Origin of the sequence: Paenibacillus sp. BR2-3 (assembly GCF_046529485.1) — a bacterium.
Taxonomy (GTDB): domain Bacteria; phylum Bacillota; class Bacilli; order Paenibacillales; family Paenibacillaceae; genus Paenibacillus_AQ.
Genome location: NZ_CP126311.1, coordinates 853,539 through 873,053, shown reverse-complemented (window position 1 = coordinate 873,053; position 19,515 = coordinate 853,539). Strand labels below are relative to the sequence as shown.

General features: G+C 47.4%; 19 protein-coding genes. 6 read left to right on the top strand and 13 right to left on the bottom strand.

The features are described from left to right. Positions 1-3: 3 nt before the first annotated feature. Positions 4-3,393 (bottom strand): tubulin-like doman-containing protein, encoded by a 3,390-nt coding sequence (locus tag PaeBR_RS04165; protein WP_410513630.1) that lies wholly within the window; start codon positions 3,391-3,393, stop codon positions 4-6. A 33-nt stretch (positions 3,394-3,426) separates the two neighbouring features. Continuing rightward, positions 3,427-5,253, bottom strand: a complete 1,827-nt coding sequence (locus PaeBR_RS04160; RefSeq protein WP_410513629.1) for a vWA domain-containing protein — start codon at positions 5,251-5,253, stop codon at positions 3,427-3,429. Positions 5,254-5,391: 138 nt separating this feature from the next. Here PaeBR_RS04160 and PaeBR_RS04155 point away from each other — a divergent pair, with 138 nt between their 5' ends. Genes PaeBR_RS04155 through PaeBR_RS04145 form a run of 3 tightly spaced genes read left to right on the top strand, consistent with a single transcriptional unit; the run spans position 5,392 to position 8,266 of the window. Next, a complete protein-coding gene (locus PaeBR_RS04155) occupies positions 5,392-5,541 on the top strand; it encodes a hypothetical protein (RefSeq protein ID WP_410513628.1) in 150 nt (49 codons plus the stop codon). Continuing rightward, positions 5,538-6,464: a hypothetical protein gene (locus PaeBR_RS04150; protein WP_410513627.1), complete on the top strand. Its 927-nt coding sequence runs from the start codon at positions 5,538-5,540 to the stop codon at positions 6,462-6,464. Before PaeBR_RS04155 ends, PaeBR_RS04150 begins: the two co-directional genes overlap by 4 nt. Before the next feature lie 29 nt (positions 6,465-6,493). Next, positions 6,494-8,266 (top strand): hypothetical protein, encoded by a 1,773-nt coding sequence (locus PaeBR_RS04145; RefSeq protein ID WP_410513626.1) that lies wholly within the window; start codon positions 6,494-6,496, stop codon positions 8,264-8,266. Positions 8,267-8,279: 13 nt separating this feature from the next. On the opposite strand, the gene PaeBR_RS04140 is transcribed toward PaeBR_RS04145, so the two are convergent. The 9 genes from PaeBR_RS04140 to PaeBR_RS04100 all read right to left on the bottom strand — a co-directional run bounded on the left by PaeBR_RS04140 (position 8,280) and on the right by PaeBR_RS04100 (position 15,843). Beyond that, on the bottom strand, positions 8,280-9,650 hold the full coding sequence (locus PaeBR_RS04140) for an ATP-binding protein (RefSeq protein WP_410513625.1): 1,371 nt from the start codon (positions 9,648-9,650) through the stop codon (positions 8,280-8,282). Then, positions 9,647-10,333, bottom strand: a complete 687-nt coding sequence (locus tag PaeBR_RS04135) for a response regulator transcription factor (RefSeq protein WP_410513624.1) — start codon at positions 10,331-10,333, stop codon at positions 9,647-9,649. The genes PaeBR_RS04140 and PaeBR_RS04135 overlap by 4 nt, the downstream gene beginning before the upstream one ends. Before the next feature lie 58 nt (positions 10,334-10,391). Beyond that, positions 10,392-10,940: an LPXTG cell wall anchor domain-containing protein gene (locus PaeBR_RS04130; RefSeq protein WP_410513623.1), complete on the bottom strand. Its 549-nt coding sequence runs from the start codon at positions 10,938-10,940 to the stop codon at positions 10,392-10,394. Between the two features lies 1 nt (position 10,941). Beyond that, entirely contained in the window at positions 10,942-11,700 is a 759-nt protein-coding gene (locus PaeBR_RS04125; protein ID WP_410513622.1) for an ABC transporter permease, read from the bottom strand. Next, positions 11,700-12,650, bottom strand: a complete 951-nt coding sequence (locus PaeBR_RS04120) for an ABC transporter ATP-binding protein (RefSeq protein ID WP_410513621.1) — start codon at positions 12,648-12,650, stop codon at positions 11,700-11,702. The genes PaeBR_RS04125 and PaeBR_RS04120 overlap by 1 nt, the downstream gene beginning before the upstream one ends. Positions 12,651-12,867: 217 nt before the next feature. Then, positions 12,868-13,977 carry a phosphodiester glycosidase family protein gene (locus PaeBR_RS04115; protein WP_410513620.1) on the bottom strand — a complete coding sequence of 370 codons (1,110 nt, stop codon included), beginning with the start codon at positions 13,975-13,977 and terminating at the stop codon, positions 12,868-12,870. 150 nt (positions 13,978-14,127) lie between these two features. Then, positions 14,128-14,481, bottom strand: a complete 354-nt coding sequence (locus PaeBR_RS04110; protein ID WP_410513619.1) for a hypothetical protein — start codon at positions 14,479-14,481, stop codon at positions 14,128-14,130. Between the two features lie 60 nt (positions 14,482-14,541). Further along, positions 14,542-15,540 carry a Gfo/Idh/MocA family protein gene (locus PaeBR_RS04105; RefSeq protein WP_410513618.1) on the bottom strand — a complete coding sequence of 333 codons (999 nt, stop codon included), beginning with the start codon at positions 15,538-15,540 and terminating at the stop codon, positions 14,542-14,544. A 117-nt stretch (positions 15,541-15,657) separates the two neighbouring features. Next, the gene (locus PaeBR_RS04100) at positions 15,658-15,843 is read right to left on the bottom strand and encodes an NUDIX domain-containing protein (protein ID WP_410515069.1); all 186 of its coding nucleotides are present in this window, start codon (positions 15,841-15,843) and stop codon (positions 15,658-15,660) included. A 162-nt stretch (positions 15,844-16,005) separates the two neighbouring features. Here PaeBR_RS04100 and PaeBR_RS04095 point away from each other — a divergent pair, with 162 nt between their 5' ends. From PaeBR_RS04095 to PaeBR_RS04085, 3 genes are all read left to right on the top strand, one after another. Then, a complete protein-coding gene (locus PaeBR_RS04095; RefSeq protein WP_410513617.1) occupies positions 16,006-16,503 on the top strand; it encodes a hypothetical protein in 498 nt (165 codons plus the stop codon). A 92-nt stretch (positions 16,504-16,595) separates the two neighbouring features. Beyond that, complete coding sequence (locus PaeBR_RS04090) at positions 16,596-17,117, top strand: serine O-acetyltransferase (RefSeq protein ID WP_410513616.1); 522 nt, start codon at positions 16,596-16,598, stop codon at positions 17,115-17,117. Positions 17,118-17,146: 29 nt separating this feature from the next. Then, positions 17,147-18,604: an amidase family protein gene (locus tag PaeBR_RS04085; RefSeq protein WP_410513615.1), complete on the top strand. Its 1,458-nt coding sequence runs from the start codon at positions 17,147-17,149 to the stop codon at positions 18,602-18,604. A gap of 20 nt (positions 18,605-18,624) precedes the next feature. Here PaeBR_RS04085 and PaeBR_RS04080 read toward each other — a convergent pair whose 3' ends face one another. Together PaeBR_RS04080 and PaeBR_RS04075 are read right to left on the bottom strand one after the other, a co-directional pair. Continuing rightward, on the bottom strand, positions 18,625-18,864 hold the full coding sequence (locus PaeBR_RS04080) for a YciI family protein (protein WP_410513614.1): 240 nt from the start codon (positions 18,862-18,864) through the stop codon (positions 18,625-18,627). Then, positions 18,857-19,414 carry a DUF1273 domain-containing protein gene (locus PaeBR_RS04075; RefSeq protein WP_410513613.1) on the bottom strand — a complete coding sequence of 186 codons (558 nt, stop codon included), beginning with the start codon at positions 19,412-19,414 and terminating at the stop codon, positions 18,857-18,859. The genes PaeBR_RS04080 and PaeBR_RS04075 overlap by 8 nt, the downstream gene beginning before the upstream one ends. Positions 19,415-19,515: the final 101 nt, after the last annotated feature.

Genomic DNA, 19,515 nt, shown 5'->3' with positions numbered 1-19,515 from the left:
GGATTATTTCAGCTTTCTGCGGATGCTGCTGAGTTTGCCGGTCATGCTCTTGTAGAATCCGTACATCTCATCCCCGTTCGCATGCTCCACGCGCTCATATTCCAGGCTGTCGCGCGCTTCAAGAAAGGTGACGTACAAGCCTTCCAGCTTATACAGCAGCGGAGATACGTCTTCCGCAGCAGTCATTTCGCCTGCACGGCGGGCCGCCTTGCGCAGCAGCACACTGCGGCTTTTCTCATCCAGCTCACGGAAATGGCGGTATACGGCAAACTCCACATAGCTTCGTTCTTTCATGAGATTGGCGAACGGTTCCCAGGCATCCTCCTCTTCATCCCGGTCATACACGTACAGCGCGCCTTTCTTGATGATGCTGTCCGTATAGAGCGCCTCAATGAACTGGTCCATCCATTTCTCTTCATCCAGATGTTGATGAAGCAGGGCTTCCAGCTCTGCCGCTTTGGCTCCCAGAGCTGCATACTTTGCCAGTTCCTCACGAACACGGGAGATGAGCTGCGGGGAACGAATCAGGTTCTCCTGAGCCAGTTCTTTATTGATGCTGCCGAAGATGTCCTTAACCCCTTCACGCTCCAGTCCATTGTCGCGCAGATGGTTCAGTTCATCTGCCGCCTTCTTCACTTCGCCCATATTCGGCCGTCCCGCTTGCAGCTGCAGGTTATAGCCGCGCAGGAACACCTCAAGATCAAAAGGCTTTGTGAATACAACCGAATACCGGCTGCTCGTGTTCTCGTCGATTCCTTTTTCCTTAATGACACCAAGCTCCAGCGCCTTGGCAAAATCAGCCCGCACTCTGGCGTTATAATCGCGGACACGGTTATTGACATAGGTGTCTCCCCATGACTTCTCAGGGATCGGGGAAGGCAGATACGTCCAGTTGTTCTTGTCGGTCTGCACCAAATGCCGGCCGATCCCTTCCTTATCGAGAATGGTCCGTTCATAATTCTCCTCGAACACCCGCAGCGGCGTATAGACGAATAACGGTACCCCATTGCGCGTATTCAGCCAGAATATACGGTTCTTGACCTGGCTCTCCTTGATCGTGAACTGCGACTTGCCGAGCGCATTGTTCTGGTAATTACGAATTCCCTTCAGTATTCCAGGTGCCTTTACCGGCACGGATACAAAACCCCATGACGGGAAGTGCAGGCTGCCGGAGCTGTTGCTGAGGTGGAAGGTTGGTACGGCTTCTTCATCCAGTTTGCCTGCGACAATACGCTCGACGAACTTGTCCAGCGGCTCTTCGTTGCCATATTTCATGACCAGGAAATCCTCCATGGAACGGGTGATCAGATCGCCGAACTTATCACTTAAGAATTCTGAAATGGAACGGACAACATCGATCTCCTGCTCTTTGACCCAACGTCCGGAATGATTCAGCATTTCCCGGGTAAAGTCACGAATGAGATCGTCGCCGTCCTTCTGATCCATGATCTTCGAGATCGTAGCTGAAATATCCGGCACATTGACGATGTTCCAGTAGTACGTTTTGTTACCCTTGTGGTCGGCCTGTTCTTCGCCATTAATCAGAATGTCGCCATTTTTGGCAAAAATCGAACTGAGCGCACTTAGAATTTCCGTAAACACACCATATATCCGGTTGTTTTCCTCATTAAGAAGCTCGTATAAGTCCTCGTAAAATTCAATCATGCGCTCCGTGCGTTCTACATCTGCGAGCAGCCAATATTCGTTGATCTTGGCTTCAATATAAGCGTTCTTCTTCTTCTCCTTCGATACAAAAGCGCTGCGGGCATCGCCCAGCTTGTCATCCGCACTATCACGCGCGGTCTCAATGTCACGCGGCAGACGCAGCAGACTCTCACGCAGAGCCTCGATGTAAGAAAGAATCAGCTTCAGAATGCAAAATCCCTTCTCGGTATACAGCAGGCGCGAGACATAGAATGGACCCTGCTCCGGATGCAAGAAGATCCGTTCCAGCTCTTCCCCGAAACGCCCGACGATTTCGCCCGGAAGCTGCTTCTTGGATTTGATATATTCTTCGCGCGCACGGGCCAGGAAGTTCTGTTCCAGCTCTGTGTCCATGCTCACTACCTGATTCTTGATCACGTTGGCATGGCTCAAACGCTCACTGTTCTGATACCCCGGCAGCGGCTCGGGCACACGGGACTCAAAGGTCTTGATCATGCTGCCCGGATCAATGCCGAGCTTGCGGGCAAATTTCTCTACATCTTCCTGACCGGGCGCCTGATGGAACATATTCTCCATCTTATCGAACAGGCGGTAGGCCAGATAAGTTGTCATTTCCTCAATCGGCAGCACGGCGGAAGAAGCCCCGATGATGTTGTATTCGTAGTTGGCCGGATAGGTTTTGTTCATCTGGGCAATATTTGTCCGAATGTTGCTGATATAGTCATGGATGGCGAATTCTTCGCCCGACTGCTTTTCCTCGCTGGCCATAAAGTTGGTGATATTCTCCGCCGTCACATTCATGCAGTAATCATAGGCGTTCTCCAGCAGCTTGCCTTCAGTGTTCGTAGCAGAGATGAGATGACACAGATTAAAGGGAGCCAGCGGCGAATTTACAGTTAAAATATTGCCGTACTGCTGGCGGAACCTCTCGCCCCGGCTGTCCACGTTCATCCAGTAATCCAGCTCTTTCAACGCGGCGTAGCCGTTCTTGCGGATGTATTCACGCGTATGCTCGCTTAGGCTTTTGTTCGCCAGATTCACATCCGGTGTGAACAGGTACCCGAGCGTATTGACGCGGTCAATACCGGCGGAGCCATAATCGCGTTCAATAATCCCCCGTACAATATAGGCGATATCCAGAAACGCACCGCTGCCTGTCCCTCCGGACAGACCTGTCAGCAGAAACACCATCAGCTTCTTGTTTGTGCCGACGGAGAGCGTCTTAATCTTCTTGTCGATGGCCGCAACAACCTGATTAATCTTCGTGAACAGCAGCAGTCTTCCCGCCTGCCGGACGCCTGCGGCGCCGTTCATACCGTCAGTGATGCTCAGTTCAGGCGACAGCCATTCCGTAATATAAGGCTCCAGAATGCTGCGGTTTTGCAGCAGTCCGCCGATTTCGGCATTCGCCAGAAGCACAAACTCATTCTGCGGGTCGAGGCCGATGCCTTTGTATTTTTTGCCGCGGTCCTGCTCGTTGGTCTCAAAAGCCAGAAACTCCACATTGTCCGGCTTGTCCCGTTTCTTCTTAGACAACGGATCTTCCGGCAACTTGAAGCGGCGGTTGATCTGATATTTCAGACGCAGCAGCGCGTCGATTCCTGTACCGCCAAGTCCGATGATGAGCATCGGGTTATCGATGGTGTCCACTCTGATTTTGTCGCTGACAATGCCTCCGCCCAGGGATACATCCAGTTGCTGAATATGCTCTCTTACTACCGGTTTCATATGCTTTCCTCCTAAAAGTTCTGCGATTAACTACTATACCAGATATTCGATCAGAATCGTCTTATCCACGCTGTGCAGCGACACCGAAATCCGGTCTCCGCTCTTCAGTTCAAGTCCGCGCGAGGCGTCGGCCGCACGTCCCGATCTTTCGATCGATATGCCTTCCCCGCTGCGAAGCAGCAGCCTGTCATTCTTGCCCGGCGTGAAGACCAGCTTCTCGCTTTCCTTAAGCTCAGGCGCCAGCTGCAGCAGCTGGTGCAGCGTGAATTTTCCCCGGAATCCGTTCAGCTTCTTATATTGCGGATAGGTTTTCTCTCCGGTATTTCCGTCACGCACTTCAACCACCATCTGGCCTGCAAAACCGTGGGTGGACTTCTTCCACAGCAGCCACAGCGCGATCCCTGCCGCCAATAACAGCAGCACACCACCGATTATAAAATATAGCGCTTTGGAAGAAGCGGCTGGTCCGGCAAGCTCTCCATTTGCTGCAGCTGCTCCGGTTCCGGTACTGCCCGTTCCCGCGGTTCCCGTCTTCGCGCTGATCTTCACCGTATCACTCTCACGGTAAAAGCTTTGCTCCTCCGCACGGACCTTCAGCTCATAATTATGGCTCTCTTTTACCTCAAATGTTCCTTTAAAAACATCGCCGGAGTTATCCAGCGGAATTTCCTCCACAGCCCCCGTATCCACATCGGTTGCAAGGAGTACCGCATTCATATTTTGATACAAGTTGCTGAGCGTTACCTGAGTACCATTGCTGAACAGATGGGAGGCAATATCAATCTTGTCTCCTTTTTTGTAGGAAGCTGAAGACAGCGGATCGATTTTGAGCTCCAAATCATAGTTGAATACGAGATTGATATCGATTTTATCCTTTGCCACACCCTTCACCTGCAGCTTCCAATCTCCCTGCTGCGGCGACAGCAGCTTGATCAGGCTGTAGGTTTTGGACTTCGAAAGCAGCACATCGGCTGATGGAATCGGCACGCTGTTCCCTGACGGATCAGCCAGCTTCGCCGTCACCGGCTGAGAAGACATAATGGATATATTTGCCTCCAATACGCTGGCGTTTGGCACATTTACGGTTACTTCCTGATAGCTGCCGTTCGCCGTTATCGACTGGACAGGCACGACTTTCAGCTTCAGATGGCTGGCAAAGATCTCGCTCAGGATTTGCGGCAGATCATCGGCTGAATCCGTAGCGAAGGCTTTGCCGCCTGTCTTGTCTGACAGATCCGCCAGAATTTGCTTATTCAATTTGCCGTCGGCGTTCAAACCAATCGTATAAATGGGATATCCGTTCTTTTTCGCGACTTCTACCGCATCATTCAACTCCTGATCGGACTGGCTCTGCGTTCTTCCGGACGATTCATTCAAATCGTTATTCCCGTCAGCGAGCATTACAATCATAGGTTCATGTGCCGGATCGCTTCCGTTCTGCAGCACCTTCACCGCTTCTTCCACCCCTACGGCAATATCCGTATAAGCGCCGCGGTCCAGACCGTCGATGAAATCCTTCAAGTCCTGCTTGTCCGCAGCGGTGCTGATCTGCAGCAGGGCTTTCTCCCGCTGAACCTTATCGGTATAAGCCACAATACCGACCTTATCCCCTTGTGTGGCCAGCATATCTATGAACATTTTCATCGCTTCACTGGCGATTTTGTTCCTGTCGCTCTTATTCATAGAGTTGCTGACGTCGAGAAGCAGAACGGCGTCGATGTGTGAGGGGGCCGGGGCCGCAGCATAGACAGGTACAGCCGCGATTGGGCTGACGGCGATACACAGCGCCAGCAGCAAGGCAGTGAAGATATTGAAAATCCGAGATTTGATGGATCTGTTACTACGATGACTACGATGCATATTGATGACTCCTCTTGTGTTATAGTAGGCAAATATGGCAAGCTGGATAAGGGTTCTAAAAACTGTCAATAGTATGTCATTATGATATAATTAAAGCTTGTAAACTTCAACTTTATGACCGAGAGAAAGGACACTTCCATGATTTCATACGTTATCCTTGGGATTACGTTCCTTTATGTCGTAATTCAAATTTCCATGTATGTATCGCGCAGCCGCAATCCGCATAGCCGCGAGGACATTGACGAGAGACTGCTTGCTGCTCTTAACGAAGGAGACAAGCGTCCATGAATAAGAAAAAGCCTGTCACGTTCCGCTCCTTCAAGATCCCCCGCTACGCTTTTGACAAGCTGCGCATCTGCCGTCACTGCGGACGTTATACCGCTCTCTCCGAGGAAAGGTGTACGAAATGCGGCAAAGCCAGCCTTTCTCCTGTTGAGCACCGCGCAGCTTCAATGGCAGGGCGGCAGATGAGTACGCGTCTCTGGCTGGTCCTTCTGCTGACACTTGTCTCTGTCTACTTCGGCAAGGACTTCCGCCAGATGGCGCTGTGCGGTGCGGGAGGATTACTGCTGCTTGGACTGCTCTACTACATCCAGCGCAAGGTGCGGTTAACCGAAAACCTGCAAAGTCTGAACGAAATGCTCGGACGCAATATCGGCCTCATCAAGGAAGGGCTGGAGATGAACCGTCAGGAGGCCGTCTCCGTGCTTCGAGAGAACGATGTGCTGGCTTACGAGAAGCTGCGGGAGCTCTCCATCCTGCTGCGCGGCGACCGTATCGCCAGACAGCGCGTGGCCCTGCTGCACGGCTTTCTGCTGCGCAAAGACATGGATCTGGAGCTGGAACAGCTGCTGCTGAAGGATTTCGAACCGCTGCTGGCAGAATATATCGGTGAAATAGCCAAGGTGCGGCCTGATCTTATCAAGGACCGGACTTTCCGGTATGTACAAGCCTATGAGGGACAAATTCTCCGTATGGTTAAAGGTCCGGCCATTCTGACGGGAGTAGCCGGAGCCGCGGTGCGAATGAAGCGGTATGCCCTGCTGTATTCTGCTTTTATCGGCAGATACGTTCACGACCTGCCCCGCGATCGCTTCCTGCGGTTATCCAGGCTGATTGCCTCGCATCCGCATGAACCCTGGAACGGTCTCGAAGATACGGTGGCGCAAATCATCGAGTCCAAATACAGGTGGGACCCAGAATTTCAATAGGACTGCAAGCATGAAAGAGGTCACTACATATGACGTTCAAACAATTAATAAACCCGCGGAATTTTATGATCATTTTGTGTATATTGGCATTTATTCTGCTCGGACAGAAAGCTTTTCTGATCTCTGACAAAATAAAAGCGGTACAGGAAGGCGACCGATTGTATGCTGCGGGCGACCTTGTTGCTGCAGAGAAGCAGTATCGTGAGGCTGCCGCCAACTCTTCCATCGACTACAAGGAAGAAGAGATAAGTGCCCGCTTGGAGAAGCTCGCTCCCATCACAACCATCCGGAATAGTCTGGCAACTCTGGCCTTATCCTCCCGTGAGCAGGCGGCGACCGGGGATTTTGCCGGATTAATGAAAAGCTATGAATCCCTTGTCCGCGTGAAGGCTCAGTATATGAAGCCAGGAAGTGCCTATGAATCTTATTATCGCCAATTATCGGCGGCTTCAGGCCTCTCGAAAGAGATGACATCCTACTTCCAGCAGTTTAAGAAGCAATTCTATTCAGAGATGGAACAAAGCCGGAGCACTATTGAAAATACAGACGATAGCTCTAAATGGAATCTGCTCCTTATCCCCGATGCTTTTTATGGGGGAGCCGAACTCAAACAGCAGGAGCTGACCTCCCGGTTCAAATCCCATGATACGAAGAAGCTGGTTGCGCTGGCGGCGGCAGGACAGGTCGAAGAGTTTCTGAACAGCGCTCTGTCCCTGCTGAATGGTTATAAGAAGCATGATTATACGGCTAATTGGGTAGCGGGGCAAGCGGAGGAGAGCGGCAAGCTTATCCTGGACAAGGATGTGGAAGGGGAATATATTACTGCCTTTGCAGCACATGCCCTGCTGTACCGGAAGTTTGCCGAGGATGCCGGCTTGGCCTCATCCAAGGTGCTCCCATTGATCAATAATAGTACGAGCAAGCTGCTGAAAAGCGCCGGGCGCAAGGCCCGGGCAGGGCAGTATGCGGAGGCGATCCAGTTATATGGTGAGCTTAGTCCGCTGCAGGATACGTCAGAAGAGGTCACAGCTGTTCACCTCGCGTGGAATATTGCAGAGCCGGTGCGCCTGCTGCCGGGAGGCCAGGAGCCGGGCCAGTATAGCCATGTCGTCTCCAGCAAAAACCTCTATGGCTCAAAAGTATATGTCGCCGGTACGGATATCAGCGGCCGCTTGTATTATGCGGCTATCAAGAGTGACGACAGCATAGTCACATTAACCGGAGATACCATCCCCGGCTTTGAAAGCCTGCGCAGCCTTGAATTTAATGACAGCCTGGGTTCCCTCTCCGGTCTGCCGGTTGTGCTGGCCGAGGCCGACAGCGACAGTGGACGCATTGACTTTACGGCCTATGAAATGAAACCGGAAGGAATCTCCGTGTTATTCTCGCTCACCGGCGATCAATATGAGCTGCAGCCGGATGGCTCCATTGTCCTTCAGAATGCAGACATCGGAGACGGCGTTGACGGGCAGACAGCCCTGTACCGCATAATGGACGGGGTCTACCAGTTCGCTGAAATTGTTCAGGAGTACACGCTGATCCCGGCTGCAGATTTGGAGCTCCACCCTTATGAGAACGTCTCGCTGAACGGTGAGATTTTTCAGGATAACACCGGAAAAGTACTTGCATATTCAGACGGCCTCTATATTTCTCTTCAAGGAGATGTGGGTTCAGTCACAGGTAGTTCTATGGTCTCCGGGCAATTCCAATATGGTTACGAGACCATTGTGACGGATACCGGGGTGCTTTATGTGCCTGTCTTTGTAGTGGATTCGGTGGCGAGTCAGAGCTTGGCACATTAATAACACTGCTTTGTCACAAATCAAGAGGTAAACGAACAATCATTTGAGTGCCTTTGTTCAGTTCGCTTTCCGCCAATAGGCTGCCACCGTGAATTTCAACAATCCATTTCACTATGGACAATCCTAGACCTGTCCCTCCTAATTCCCTGGATCTGGCTTTATCTACCCGATAAAACCGATCAAAGATATGGGGGACTTCTTCCTTGGATATACCCGTACCATTATCCGAAATTGTGATTTCGGCCTGACCATTTACTGATTTTGAATTTATCTCTATTTTCCCATTCTGGGCTGTGTACTTAATGCTATTATCAATGATCGCTCTAAGCATTTGCTTAATGAGTCTTCTATCCGCTTCTATAGAGATGGAATCATTGATATTGGAAGAGATATCATGGCTAGTTGTAACAAGTTTACTCTCTTTGAGTACTTCAACAATTAATTCATTCAGCCAAAACGTTGTCTTCTCCAGCTTTAGAATTTCATTATCGCTTTTAGACAAAAAAAACAGGGTGTCCAGCAGCCTGATTATATTTGATAGTTCCCTTTTAATCGACAGGATACCTTCATCTAAAATTTCCCGATCCTCCTTACCCCAACGATCAATCAAATCTACATATCCTTTTATGACAGCCAGAGGGGTAGCCAATTCATGAGACACATCCAAAGTAAATTGATTTTGTTTCTCATAAGAATACTGAATTCTGGCAATCAGGTCGTTGAAGGTATCGGAAAGTCTTTTCAATTCATCGTCTGGACCTTCAATCTTAATTCTCTTAGTCAAATCGCTGGCACTGATTTGTTTAGCTTGATTCGTAATTTTATCAATAGGGTTTAAAGCTTTTTTACTGATGATGTAACCAACAATAATGGCGGCAATGAAGATGAAAGAATCCATAACAGTCATAATCCAAAATAAAACATTCAGAAATCCCCGCTCATTGTACAGGTCTTTTATAATCTGAACATGAATAACTTGGTTGTCTTTTAAAATGAGCTTGTCACTTAAATAGATGATCTTTTTTTCTCCAACTTCGATTGATTTCACCGTTTTGAGGTTGGTATTATCCATCAATGGTAAATTATATCGTTCACCTGTTTCAAAGATCAGTTTATTGTCATAAATTAAATTGATATCAATGTTCTCATTCATTTGAGAGATGTTTTTTAAATCAATTTCCTGGACATCTTGCAATACATAGATCTCTTTTTTTACGGCTTGATTAATTAATTCCAGCTGATCCTTAGAGGATTGATTCATATAATAACTTACACTAAAAAGGGTCGCAGCATTAACTGAAACCAAAGCAACAAAAAAAAGCACCGCATACACAATTGTTAATCTATGGGATATTTTCTTTATTTTCAAACGTATGCTTTTCATTTCGACTCCTTGAGGGTGTAACCTACTCCCCTTACGGTATGAATTAATTTTTCATCATAATGGTAATCTATTTTATTTCTGAGATATCTGATATACACATCCAAAATGTTCGTATCCCCAACAAAGTCATACCCCCAAACATATTCAATAATCTGATCCCTTGAAAGCACGCGCTCTTTATTAGTAATCAAATATTCGAGCAGATCGTATTCTGTTTTTGTTAAATCTATAGGTTCTCCTCGCATTACAACCTCTCTTGTCAAAAGATTCAGGGTTAAATCCGCTATTTTCAGTATTTTCGACTCCGTTATTCTGGCTTTACTATGTCTCAGTCCTACTCTTATTCTAGCGAGTAATTCTTCCATTTCAAAAGGCTTTGTAATATAATCGTCCGCACCTAAATCCAGCCCGATGACTTTATCCGTAATATCTCTTCTTGCAGTAAGCATTATGATGGCAACATTAGAGTTCTTACGTATTTTCCTGCAAACTTCCATCCCGCTTACCTCTGGTAACATTAAATCAAGCAGAACCAGCCCATACTGGCCATTCCGAAATTTATTCAGTCCTTCTTTCCCATCATAAGCACTATCAAATGAATATCCCTCGTACTGTAATTCCAATTCCAGGATTCTCACTATGGCCCTGTCGTCCTCAATAATTAAGATATCCTTGTCATTCAACTTTATCAACTCCTCATTATGAGAAAGAGAGCTGCTAAAACACAGCTCTGATTACTTTTTAAGATATTTTGAATTTCCGTCTTCGTTTCAAGAATATGAATCCGACGACCCCGAGCAGTAACAAGGGTTCAATTCCAGATACAGCCACAACCATAGTTTTGTCTATCTTAGTGTTCCCCAAAATTTCAATGGGTATGGATAAGCTGGAGTTGATTATATTGCTCTCTTTATATGCTACCGTCACATATAATTTGTAATTACTGGTATATACAAATCTGACAGGAAGATCAACGGTTCGTGATTCATTTGCTTTAAGCCCATCAATGACAACCGGTTTATCTGCGCTGTAGTCTTCCAGATTGACGGTCATGTTTTTCCTTATATCAGCCATAGTTATATAGGCCAGCAGCTCACCCGTGGGCACATTGCTGTTATTGGTAATTTTGGCCTTAATGGTTTGTTCCAGGCCAGGGTAATCCTTAACCGAAGTCGGGGATAGGATTTCTATATTTAGTGGATGGTTGTTTACAGCTTCGCCGGCAAACACCATTCCATAAGTGGATAAGGTTAATAACATGATCAGCATAAGAGCCAGAATTTTTTTCATCTTATTCTCCTCCCTCAAAATTGAACTTTTTCAGAGCGAATCTAAGCAGCAAATAACTTAAAATTATATAAAGAATTAGAGGCAATATATAATTGGACAACGTGAATAAATCCTGTCTGTTTATGATTATACCTTTCATCAGGCTTGTAAAGTTTGATAATGGGCTTACATGATCAAGAATCTTTCCGAAGCCCGATTTTTTCATAGTGGTTGACAGGAATGCGGGAATTGCTGTAATTAGAAATAATAATATCGATGTAATCATTGCGTTCTTCGAAGACCCCATTAATATAGATAGGCACATGGATAAGCAGGAGTAGATGAATACAATCATTGTTCCAATAATAGCGAAGAATCCGATCATGGAGGGCACTACCTGCGTTCCATGTCCTAACGTGATGATATAGGGTATAGATACTATGAAGATCAGCGCCCACATAAACAGCGTGCCCATCAGTTTGCCTATAGCCAGCTTAAAACTCGATATAGGTGTAAGCAACAAACTTTCTATGGTGCTCTGCTCCTTTTCATTAGAAAAGCTTACAGAGGCTAAAATAATCGAAATAAGCACAGCTACCCCAATAATCATTTTACCCATGGTTACCATCACCTCGGTTTGGGCCAGCAGGCTTAACTCCTTTACAGAAACAAAGCTATATGACAATCCGCTGAATAGAAGTGCAACAACAAACAACCAAAGTGTCCCCTTCATCGCAAATATGTTCTCTTTAATTTCCTTCCAAATGATTGTCTTATTCATCATTGCACCTCCTTTTTATCGGCATCGTTAACCAGTTTTAAGAATAGGTCCTCCACAGAAGTTGTGACCTTGATAACTTCCTGGATATCAAATTTGTTCATGAACAGCACTTCAACGATCTGGCGTTTTATAAGATCAATTGAAGAGGCATCCGTGATTGAAGCTTCAATGTAGTCCTCTTTTAGCTCCAGCTTGTCAAAGCCGTTGATCTCCTGTATATAGCTCATGGCTTCGGAATTGTTTGAGGTTCTAATACGAAAAACCCCATCTGTCGAATATTTCTTCAGCAAATTTTCAATGGTATCTTGTTCAAGCAGATTCCCGTTTTTGACAATAGCAATTTTATTGCATAATACCTCAATATCTTTAAGCAAGTGGGAGGTAATAAATACGGTGATATTCATGCTTTTGTTTAATTCCAGGATCAGCTCATGAATGTCTCTTTGTCCTGAAGGATCTAATCCCAATGTCGGCTCATCAAGAAATATGACCTTTGGATGATTTATGAGCGTTTTTGCAATGCCCAGCCTTTGCTTCATTCCCCTTGAATATTGTCCGACCAGTGTCTGTCCTCTTTCACTCAGTCCAACTTTTTCAAGCAAATAGGTGATATGCTGTTTTGCTCCACTGGCATCCTGGCCAAATAACTTGTAAAAATACTCAAGATATTCATAGCCCGTCATCCAATTATAGTATCCATGCGACTCCGGCAAGACGCCTACCATTTTTTTGATTTCTGTATTTTTTTCCTTTACGTTAACACCATTGATGAAAGTATCTCCCTGGGTTGGCGCTAACAATCCCGTTAACATCCTGATTGTGGTAGTCTTGCCAGCCCCGTTGGGTCCCAGGAAACCGTAAATATCACCCTCATCAATTTGTAAATTGAGATCAGTTACTGCCTTAAATCCATTTTTATAGACCTTGGATAAATGGTTGGTTCTTATCATTCTGTGCCCTCCTTTAATCTTATGAGTTAAACTATATCCCCTCCATCTGAGAAAAATAGAAATTCAATCTGAAAATTTTCTCATAAAAGAATTCTGAAATATAAAAAACGAAATCCTCCACCATAGGGATTCAGTCCCTATATTGTGGAGGATTGGGTACGCTTTAAGTATCCGGGCAGCTCGCTGACACGATGGTTGTATGCTGTCCCCTGTGCGGTTATTTTTTTTTGGATGAATCAAAATTCTTCATATCTATGCCCTGCCATATATTGTTGACTGCTACTTGATCTGGATGATCGAATATCAAAAAGGCAGTCGGCAGGTAGCGCATTCCGTATCTGCTTGAAGGCTGATTAATGACTTTATCGTCCTTCACAAGAACGGTAGAAGAACCGCCATCCAGATTAGCTGCGGTGACCGCTCCTTTTTCAAGGAGGATCTTCTGCACGTCATATAGAGTTGCGCCAATAGAATATCCCGGCTGACGGCCGTCAATAACAACGAACATGATGGTGCCGTCCTTTTTCTGTGCCATGCATGTACGTGGAGCAATGCCCCAGCCGTCGGCCTCGTTTCTGACCAGCCCTTTACCGTTGACGATAAACTTCGGCTGGAAGGTCACCGCTTCTCTGACTCCCATGTCCAGAAGTTCGGATGGTTTATATTTTCCGGCCACCATTAAGCCATTTCGATCGATGCCTACTACGTTGATTGGAGCATTCATACCGGAGCCCTTGTACAGCATTTCTCCACCCGACATAACAATACCGGCAGGCTTGAAACCATTACCATTCCAGTTCGGATCATCAAAGCCTCCTCCGTTAACCCCGGCAATCGCCCCCGTCCGTTTGACCATGCTCAAAACCTGCTCACCCTGGCCGACATTATTCGTAGTCACTACACGCACCATTTTCGGATCGTGTACATACATAATGTAGCCTTTGAATCCTGGGCCGGATATGGATTCAATCTCGACACTTTTATTAACGGTGGCCGATAGATTTAGATTTACATTATGCTTGTCCTTCACCTGAGCCATTACGTCAAATTCCTTGGAGTATGAGGCCACCCGGCGATCCAATTCGCTTTGACCGATTAAATACTTCGCCAGATACCGGTGCTTGGTAGTAATAATCGTGTCCGCCAGCATATAACGCAGATTAGTTCCGGAAGGCGTGAGGTAAAACCATCCAACAGCCACGAGCATAAGTATAAACAGTATTGAAAATAAAGATCTGAATACCCGTTTTTTCTTGCGTTTTGGAGCTTTAAACGTTTTGGTTCTATTTAAATTTCGCTTAATATTCGGTTCCAGGTCGCGCTTCATAACAATCTCACCCCTGCTGTTAAGTAATTTATAACGAAAAAAACGTTACAAACCACTATAACCCGCAAAGATTAACTAGATATTAAGAAACTATTAATTACTATTTTCGCGAGACCGTGGACTTCCTGATTGAAAATGTCATCGTGCACCTTACTTTTTCTTTCTTTTAAACAATGCTCCAATCCCGTTGCTTGCCAGCCCAATAACACCGTACATTACCGAATAGGACAGAGCACTGCTGTTGCCTTGAAAAAAGATATACACCGACAGGGTGAACAATACCGCCGGAAGCAGGCAAAGAATAAGGTTAAATCCTGAACGCAATCCGGCCTCGCCGGAAAGAATCAGAATCGCGGCCGGATTTACCATGAGCAGCAGCAGCACCCAAACACCCAGATCATTCATAGAACCGGCAGCACTATTGGTCTGGAGAAAAGGAATAAGAAAGAATAGAATCGTATACACTCCGAGATGGATTAGAAATCTTTTTGAAAATGAACTCATACCAGCTTCCCCCTAATGATATATGCCTCTATTATACTGGAGTCCAGTGTACGTTCGCAGTTACTCGCCGGGATAGACAAGTCCCCACTGCGCACGCACTTCATCCAGCAGCTTCAGGATCGCCAAAGACTCATCGAGCGGCATGGTTGGGCTTTCGGTAAGCCCCTGTTGCAGGCAGCGCCCCACTTCTTCGGCTTCAAAAACATAACCGGTGGACAGGCGATCATCTTCAAACGTTTCCACCTTCTCCTTACCCGCATACAGCACCGCCGACTTCGGATTCACTAAAGTGCCCTGAACGATGATATGACCTTCTGTTCCAAAAATATGGGCTTCCTCCAGCATGTTCAGGCGTACTCCGCCGTTCAGCGAGGCTGTCTTGCCGCCGCCGTAGGACAGCAGCATCGAAAAGTGCTCGTCCACGCCTGTCTCCCCGATACTTACTGTACTTAATATTTTCTCGGGATGTGGCCCAAAGACCATTGAAGCAAAAGAAACCGGGTAAATCCCCACGTCCAGCAGACCCCCGCCTCCGAGCTTCGGATTAAGCAATCTGCCTTCCGGATTCCACTCCGTGCGGAAGCCCAAATCGGCTTTTACCAGACGAACCTCTCCGATTCGCCCCTCGGCAAGCCATTCCCTGACCTTGACCATCGCCGGGATGTAGCGGCTCCACATCGCCTCCATCAGGAACAGCTTGTGTTCGTGGGCATAGGCAATGACTTCCGTAAGCTCACCGCTATTCACGGCAAAAGGCTTCTCGCACAGCACGGCTTTGCCGGCACGCAGCGCAAGCAGTGCGTTATCTTTATGAAAAGGATGCGGTGTTCCAATATACACGGCATCTACTTCAGGATCATTCACCAATTCCTCGTAGGTTGCATAAGCCTTGGCTATCCCGTGCTTCCGGGCAAATTCATCTGCGCTTTCCTGCGAACGCGATCCCACCGCATAGGCCACACCATTCGAGCTGTGAACCAAATCGGATACGAACTGCTCCGCAATCCAGCCGGTACTGATTATGCCCCATTTTAACTTGTAAGCGTTGTCTACAGTCATTAAGCGTCTCTCCTCTTTGCGTAAAAGTCTCTCAGTTTGATTCTATCAAACTAGAACAAACAAGTAAAAAGATTCTCATCGCTCTTTTTTTAAATTCAGCTTACCAAGACTCTTTGATCAGCCGCTCCACAAGAGCTTGATCTCGCCTCCCTGATATTCCGCTTTCCAGGCAATCAGCCGGATATGTATGCTCCCATAATAATGTCCATTCGTGCCATAGTCCTCATAAGGGAGAATTGTGATGCCCATCTCTTCCATCAACTCTCTTTGCAGGCAATCCCGGACACTCTCGCCAGGTTCGATTTTGCCGCCGCTACTTCAATCACGGGAATCACCCTTTCCTCTATATACGGAATATACCGCTGTGTACAGCGAATATCCAGTGGACACCTTTAAAAAGTAGTCTGCTTCAAGACAACATGATATAATCACTTGCACAATGAAACCGTGAACCGGAGGCTGTTTATGTTAACTTTTGAGCAAAAAATAAATATTCTGGATTCGTACCCCGGGCTGGAGCGCAAGAATGTATCCCTGGGGCGCGTGAACTACCACTATGAGGAAAGCCAGCATGACAAAAAAACAGTAGCCTTTCATCTTCATCCAAACGGAAATGGCTTTGTTTTTGCAGGATTGTTGAGAGGTTATGAGACGGATGACAAGGGGTTTGTGAATATCCGTGATTACTCTGAGGCTGAGCTGCGGAGTCTGCTTGACGCTTCCATTACCTCTTTGTCCATCCATATACCGGAAGTCCCGGTGGTAGGCAAAAGAAAGAAGGCCAAGGCTTCTGCCCAAGGGGAAACCCTCTGGACACATCCGGACGGAAATACCCTTACCCTCAAGTTCGAGGAGGATTTATGGTATGTCTATGCCGGCCTCCATCTGGAGATGGCATTTGAAACGGTTGACGAAGCTAAGGAATATTTGGCGGAGGAAGGCTTTGTTCCTGAAAAAGCGTAGGTTTGCGCTGTGCCTGCTGTACTGCGTGTTTTACGCGGGCTGGCGGGCCTATCGCGGTAAATACGAAAAATAGTTTAGGGGGGGGAAGAACAATGTTTAGATCTCTTAAAAATGATTTGCAGGCGAACCGGAAAAATCCACAAACCATTTTGGTTTTAACAACCTATCGTTTTGGAAATTACGTTTTTTACCAGGCTAAAAGCAACATGATCAAAAAACCACTATGGCTGCTATATAAGTTTATGGATCTAATATTTGTTCGAATCCTTTCTAATGGAGAACTTCATGCTCAAGCAAAAATAGGCGACTTTCTTCATTTGCCGCACGGGTTAAATGGAATTGTCATTAGCCATAAGGCTGTAATTGGGAGTAATGCTACTATATTTCATCAAGTGACGATCGGCGGCAGAAATCAATTGGGTGAACCGTTCATTGGAGACAGGGTCTTAATTGGAGTCGGCGCTAAAATACTTGGTCCTGTCACCATTGGTAATGATGCGAATATCGGGGCTAATTCCGTTGTATTAAAAGATGTACCAGACAATGCCTCAGCAGTGGGAATCCCTGCAATAAACCTGCTGCGCAATGAACCCAAGGCAGAGAATACAAGATGATAAATATAGGGAAAGAAGTGAAGATCCGCATGAGTTTTGAAATCGTAGAGGCCACGATTACGGACATTCAAGCTGCTTTGGATTCCGGTGAAATAACGTCCAGGCAATTAGTTCTTATGTATCTTGAACGCATAGCTGATCATGATAAAAACGGCCTTACGATTAACTCCGTGCTGGAGATCAACCCTGATGCGCTGTTTATCGCAGAATCCCTGGATGTAGAACGTTCACTTCGCGGACCGCGCGGACCGATGCATGGCATACCGGTATTATTGAAGGATAACATCAACACGGGGGATAAACTGCACACGAGTGCCGGATCGCTGGCACTTAAGGATTCTTTTGCCGGGGAGGATGCGTTTATCGTTGCCAAACTGCGGGAAGCCGGTGCGATCATTATGGGCAAAGCCAATATGACCGAGTTCGCCAACTTTATGACCAACGGCATGCCTTCCGGTTACAGCTCCCGTGGAGGTCAGGTGCTGAACCCTTATAACATCTCCTCACCGACAGGAGGCTCAAGCGCAGGTTCTGCGGTTGCCGTAGCCTGCAATTTCTGCACCGTATCTGTCGGAACCGAAACATCGGGCTCGATCCTGAACCCCGGAAATCTCGGCTCTGTCATCGGAATCAAACCAACCGTAGGCTTGTTAAGCCGTTCAGGTATTCTTCCGCTCTCCAACACGCAGGATACAGCAGGTCCTATGGCCAGAACCGTGAAAGACGCTGTGCTGATGCTGAACGCCATGCTCGGACAAGATGTCAGTGATGCTGCCATGGGAACCAATGCCGGAAAGACACACGAGGATTACACGGTCTTTCTCGATAAGAACGGACTGCAAGGGGCACGCATCGGAATTCCGCGCGATTATTATTTCGAGGAATTGACCGAGGAACAGCTCGCTTTATTCAACGCTTCCGTAGAGCTGATGAGAGAAATGGGCGCAACCATCATTGATCCCGCCGACATCAGAACCGCACGCGAGATCAAGTATTCTTCCGTCGTACTGAACGAATTCAAAACCTCCATCAATGCGTATTTGTCCCGGTTAGGCCCGGGAGCGCCTATGCGTACTTTGAAGGACATTATCGATTACAATCATGCACATCCGGTGGAAACATTGAAATATGGTCAAGCCACGCTGATTGACGCCGAATATACCTCCTCCGGCACCTTAACCGAGCCGCAATATATCCGCGACCGTGCCACTGACCTTAAGCTGTGCAAGGAAGAGGGAATCGATGCCGTTATACAAGAGCACCAGCTTGATGCGCTGCTCTTCCCTGCTGATTTCGGGGCCAGAATCACCTCCAGAGCAGGGTACCCGTCCATTGTCGTACCCTCCGGCTATACCACGGCAGGGGCACCCTTCGGCGTCACCTTTTCGGCCAAGGCCTATCAGGAACCCGTGCTTATCAGGCTCGCCTATGCGTTTGAGCAGTATTCCAAAGTCCGCAAAGCGCCGTCCTTGCGCAGCTTTATTTGATCCGGGGTCATGGGCATGGTTTATTCTTCGGCTATGCTCATGTGCTTATTGCCCTCATGTGACAGACTCCAGGTCCGCAGCTCGTAGCTGCGGATACCTGACAGAACATAGGGATCACGCTCCGCAAGGGACACGGCTTCCTCGCGGGAGTCCGCGCGAATAATAACCATTCCGCCCGGAGCATCGCTAAAGGGTCCGCACATGACCAGCCGTCCCTGACGGTCCAACTCCTGTAAATGCTTAACATGTTCCTCACTCATAGTCACGCTGATTCTCTTCATCCGCTATATTCTGGATTTCCTCCGAATGAATAAGGAACAACTCATAATCCCCCTCTGCGTGCAGCTTCAAAGCCCGTTCTTTAAAAAACTTCGGACTCCCCTCTGCGGCATCTTCATCATAAAAGAGCAGAATTCCGTCACTTTTGCGGAACAATAAATCGTCTCTGGCCCGAAACTGCCAGCTTCCGTCATAAGGGGCATTGCTGACCGCCCCGTAATAATCAGCACCTGCCACAATACAGCGGTATTCGTTCTGCTTCTCTTCCTTCCATTTTTCCTCCGGTGCGGCATGGGCTGTGATAATCCCGAGCTTTAAATCCGTGTACTGCCGCTTCAACTCAATGACCACTTCGCACGCCCAAAGATCAACGCCGTATTGTCCGGGCGTAACTATCCATTCCACCCCTTCCTCCACTAAAGGAATCAGTCTGGCAGCGAGCGCTTTTTTAATATAAGGAATGCCTGGATGCTTGTTGTCAAAAATCCCGAGCTCATGCGCACGGTAGCCTGTGACCAGTAAGGTTTTCATGACTTGCCTCTTTCCTTGGATTGCTATCGATCGCTCCTATTATATCAGCCGCGTGCGGGGTTCGCTTGCCGATATACCGGGTAACTGCCATGAATCGGACT

Coding starts and splice junctions, on each gene's coding strand:
- PaeBR_RS04165 (WP_410513630.1), bottom strand. CDS start 3,393: ATGAAACCGGTAGTAAGAGAGCATATTCAGCAACTGGATGTATCCCTG.
- PaeBR_RS04160 (WP_410513629.1), bottom strand. CDS start 5,253: ATGCATCGTAGTCATCGTAGTAACAGATCCATCAAATCTCGGATTTTC.
- PaeBR_RS04155 (WP_410513628.1), top strand. CDS start 5,392: ATGATTTCATACGTTATCCTTGGGATTACGTTCCTTTATGTCGTAATT.
- PaeBR_RS04150 (WP_410513627.1), top strand. CDS start 5,538: ATGAATAAGAAAAAGCCTGTCACGTTCCGCTCCTTCAAGATCCCCCGC.
- PaeBR_RS04145 (WP_410513626.1), top strand. CDS start 6,494: ATGACGTTCAAACAATTAATAAACCCGCGGAATTTTATGATCATTTTG.
- PaeBR_RS04140 (WP_410513625.1), bottom strand. CDS start 9,650: ATGAAAAGCATACGTTTGAAAATAAAGAAAATATCCCATAGATTAACA.
- PaeBR_RS04130 (WP_410513623.1), bottom strand. CDS start 10,940: ATGAAAAAAATTCTGGCTCTTATGCTGATCATGTTATTAACCTTATCC.
- PaeBR_RS04125 (WP_410513622.1), bottom strand. CDS start 11,700: ATGAATAAGACAATCATTTGGAAGGAAATTAAAGAGAACATATTTGCG.
- PaeBR_RS04120 (WP_410513621.1), bottom strand. CDS start 12,650: ATGATAAGAACCAACCATTTATCCAAGGTCTATAAAAATGGATTTAAG.
- PaeBR_RS04115 (WP_410513620.1), bottom strand. CDS start 13,977: ATGAAGCGCGACCTGGAACCGAATATTAAGCGAAATTTAAATAGAACC.
- PaeBR_RS04110 (WP_410513619.1), bottom strand. CDS start 14,481: ATGAGTTCATTTTCAAAAAGATTTCTAATCCATCTCGGAGTGTATACG.
- PaeBR_RS04105 (WP_410513618.1), bottom strand. CDS start 15,540: ATGACTGTAGACAACGCTTACAAGTTAAAATGGGGCATAATCAGTACC.
- PaeBR_RS04095 (WP_410513617.1), top strand. CDS start 16,006: ATGTTAACTTTTGAGCAAAAAATAAATATTCTGGATTCGTACCCCGGG.
- PaeBR_RS04090 (WP_410513616.1), top strand. CDS start 16,596: ATGTTTAGATCTCTTAAAAATGATTTGCAGGCGAACCGGAAAAATCCA.
- PaeBR_RS04085 (WP_410513615.1), top strand. CDS start 17,147: ATGAGTTTTGAAATCGTAGAGGCCACGATTACGGACATTCAAGCTGCT.
- PaeBR_RS04080 (WP_410513614.1), bottom strand. CDS start 18,864: ATGAGTGAGGAACATGTTAAGCATTTACAGGAGTTGGACCGTCAGGGA.
- PaeBR_RS04075 (WP_410513613.1), bottom strand. CDS start 19,414: ATGAAAACCTTACTGGTCACAGGCTACCGTGCGCATGAGCTCGGGATT.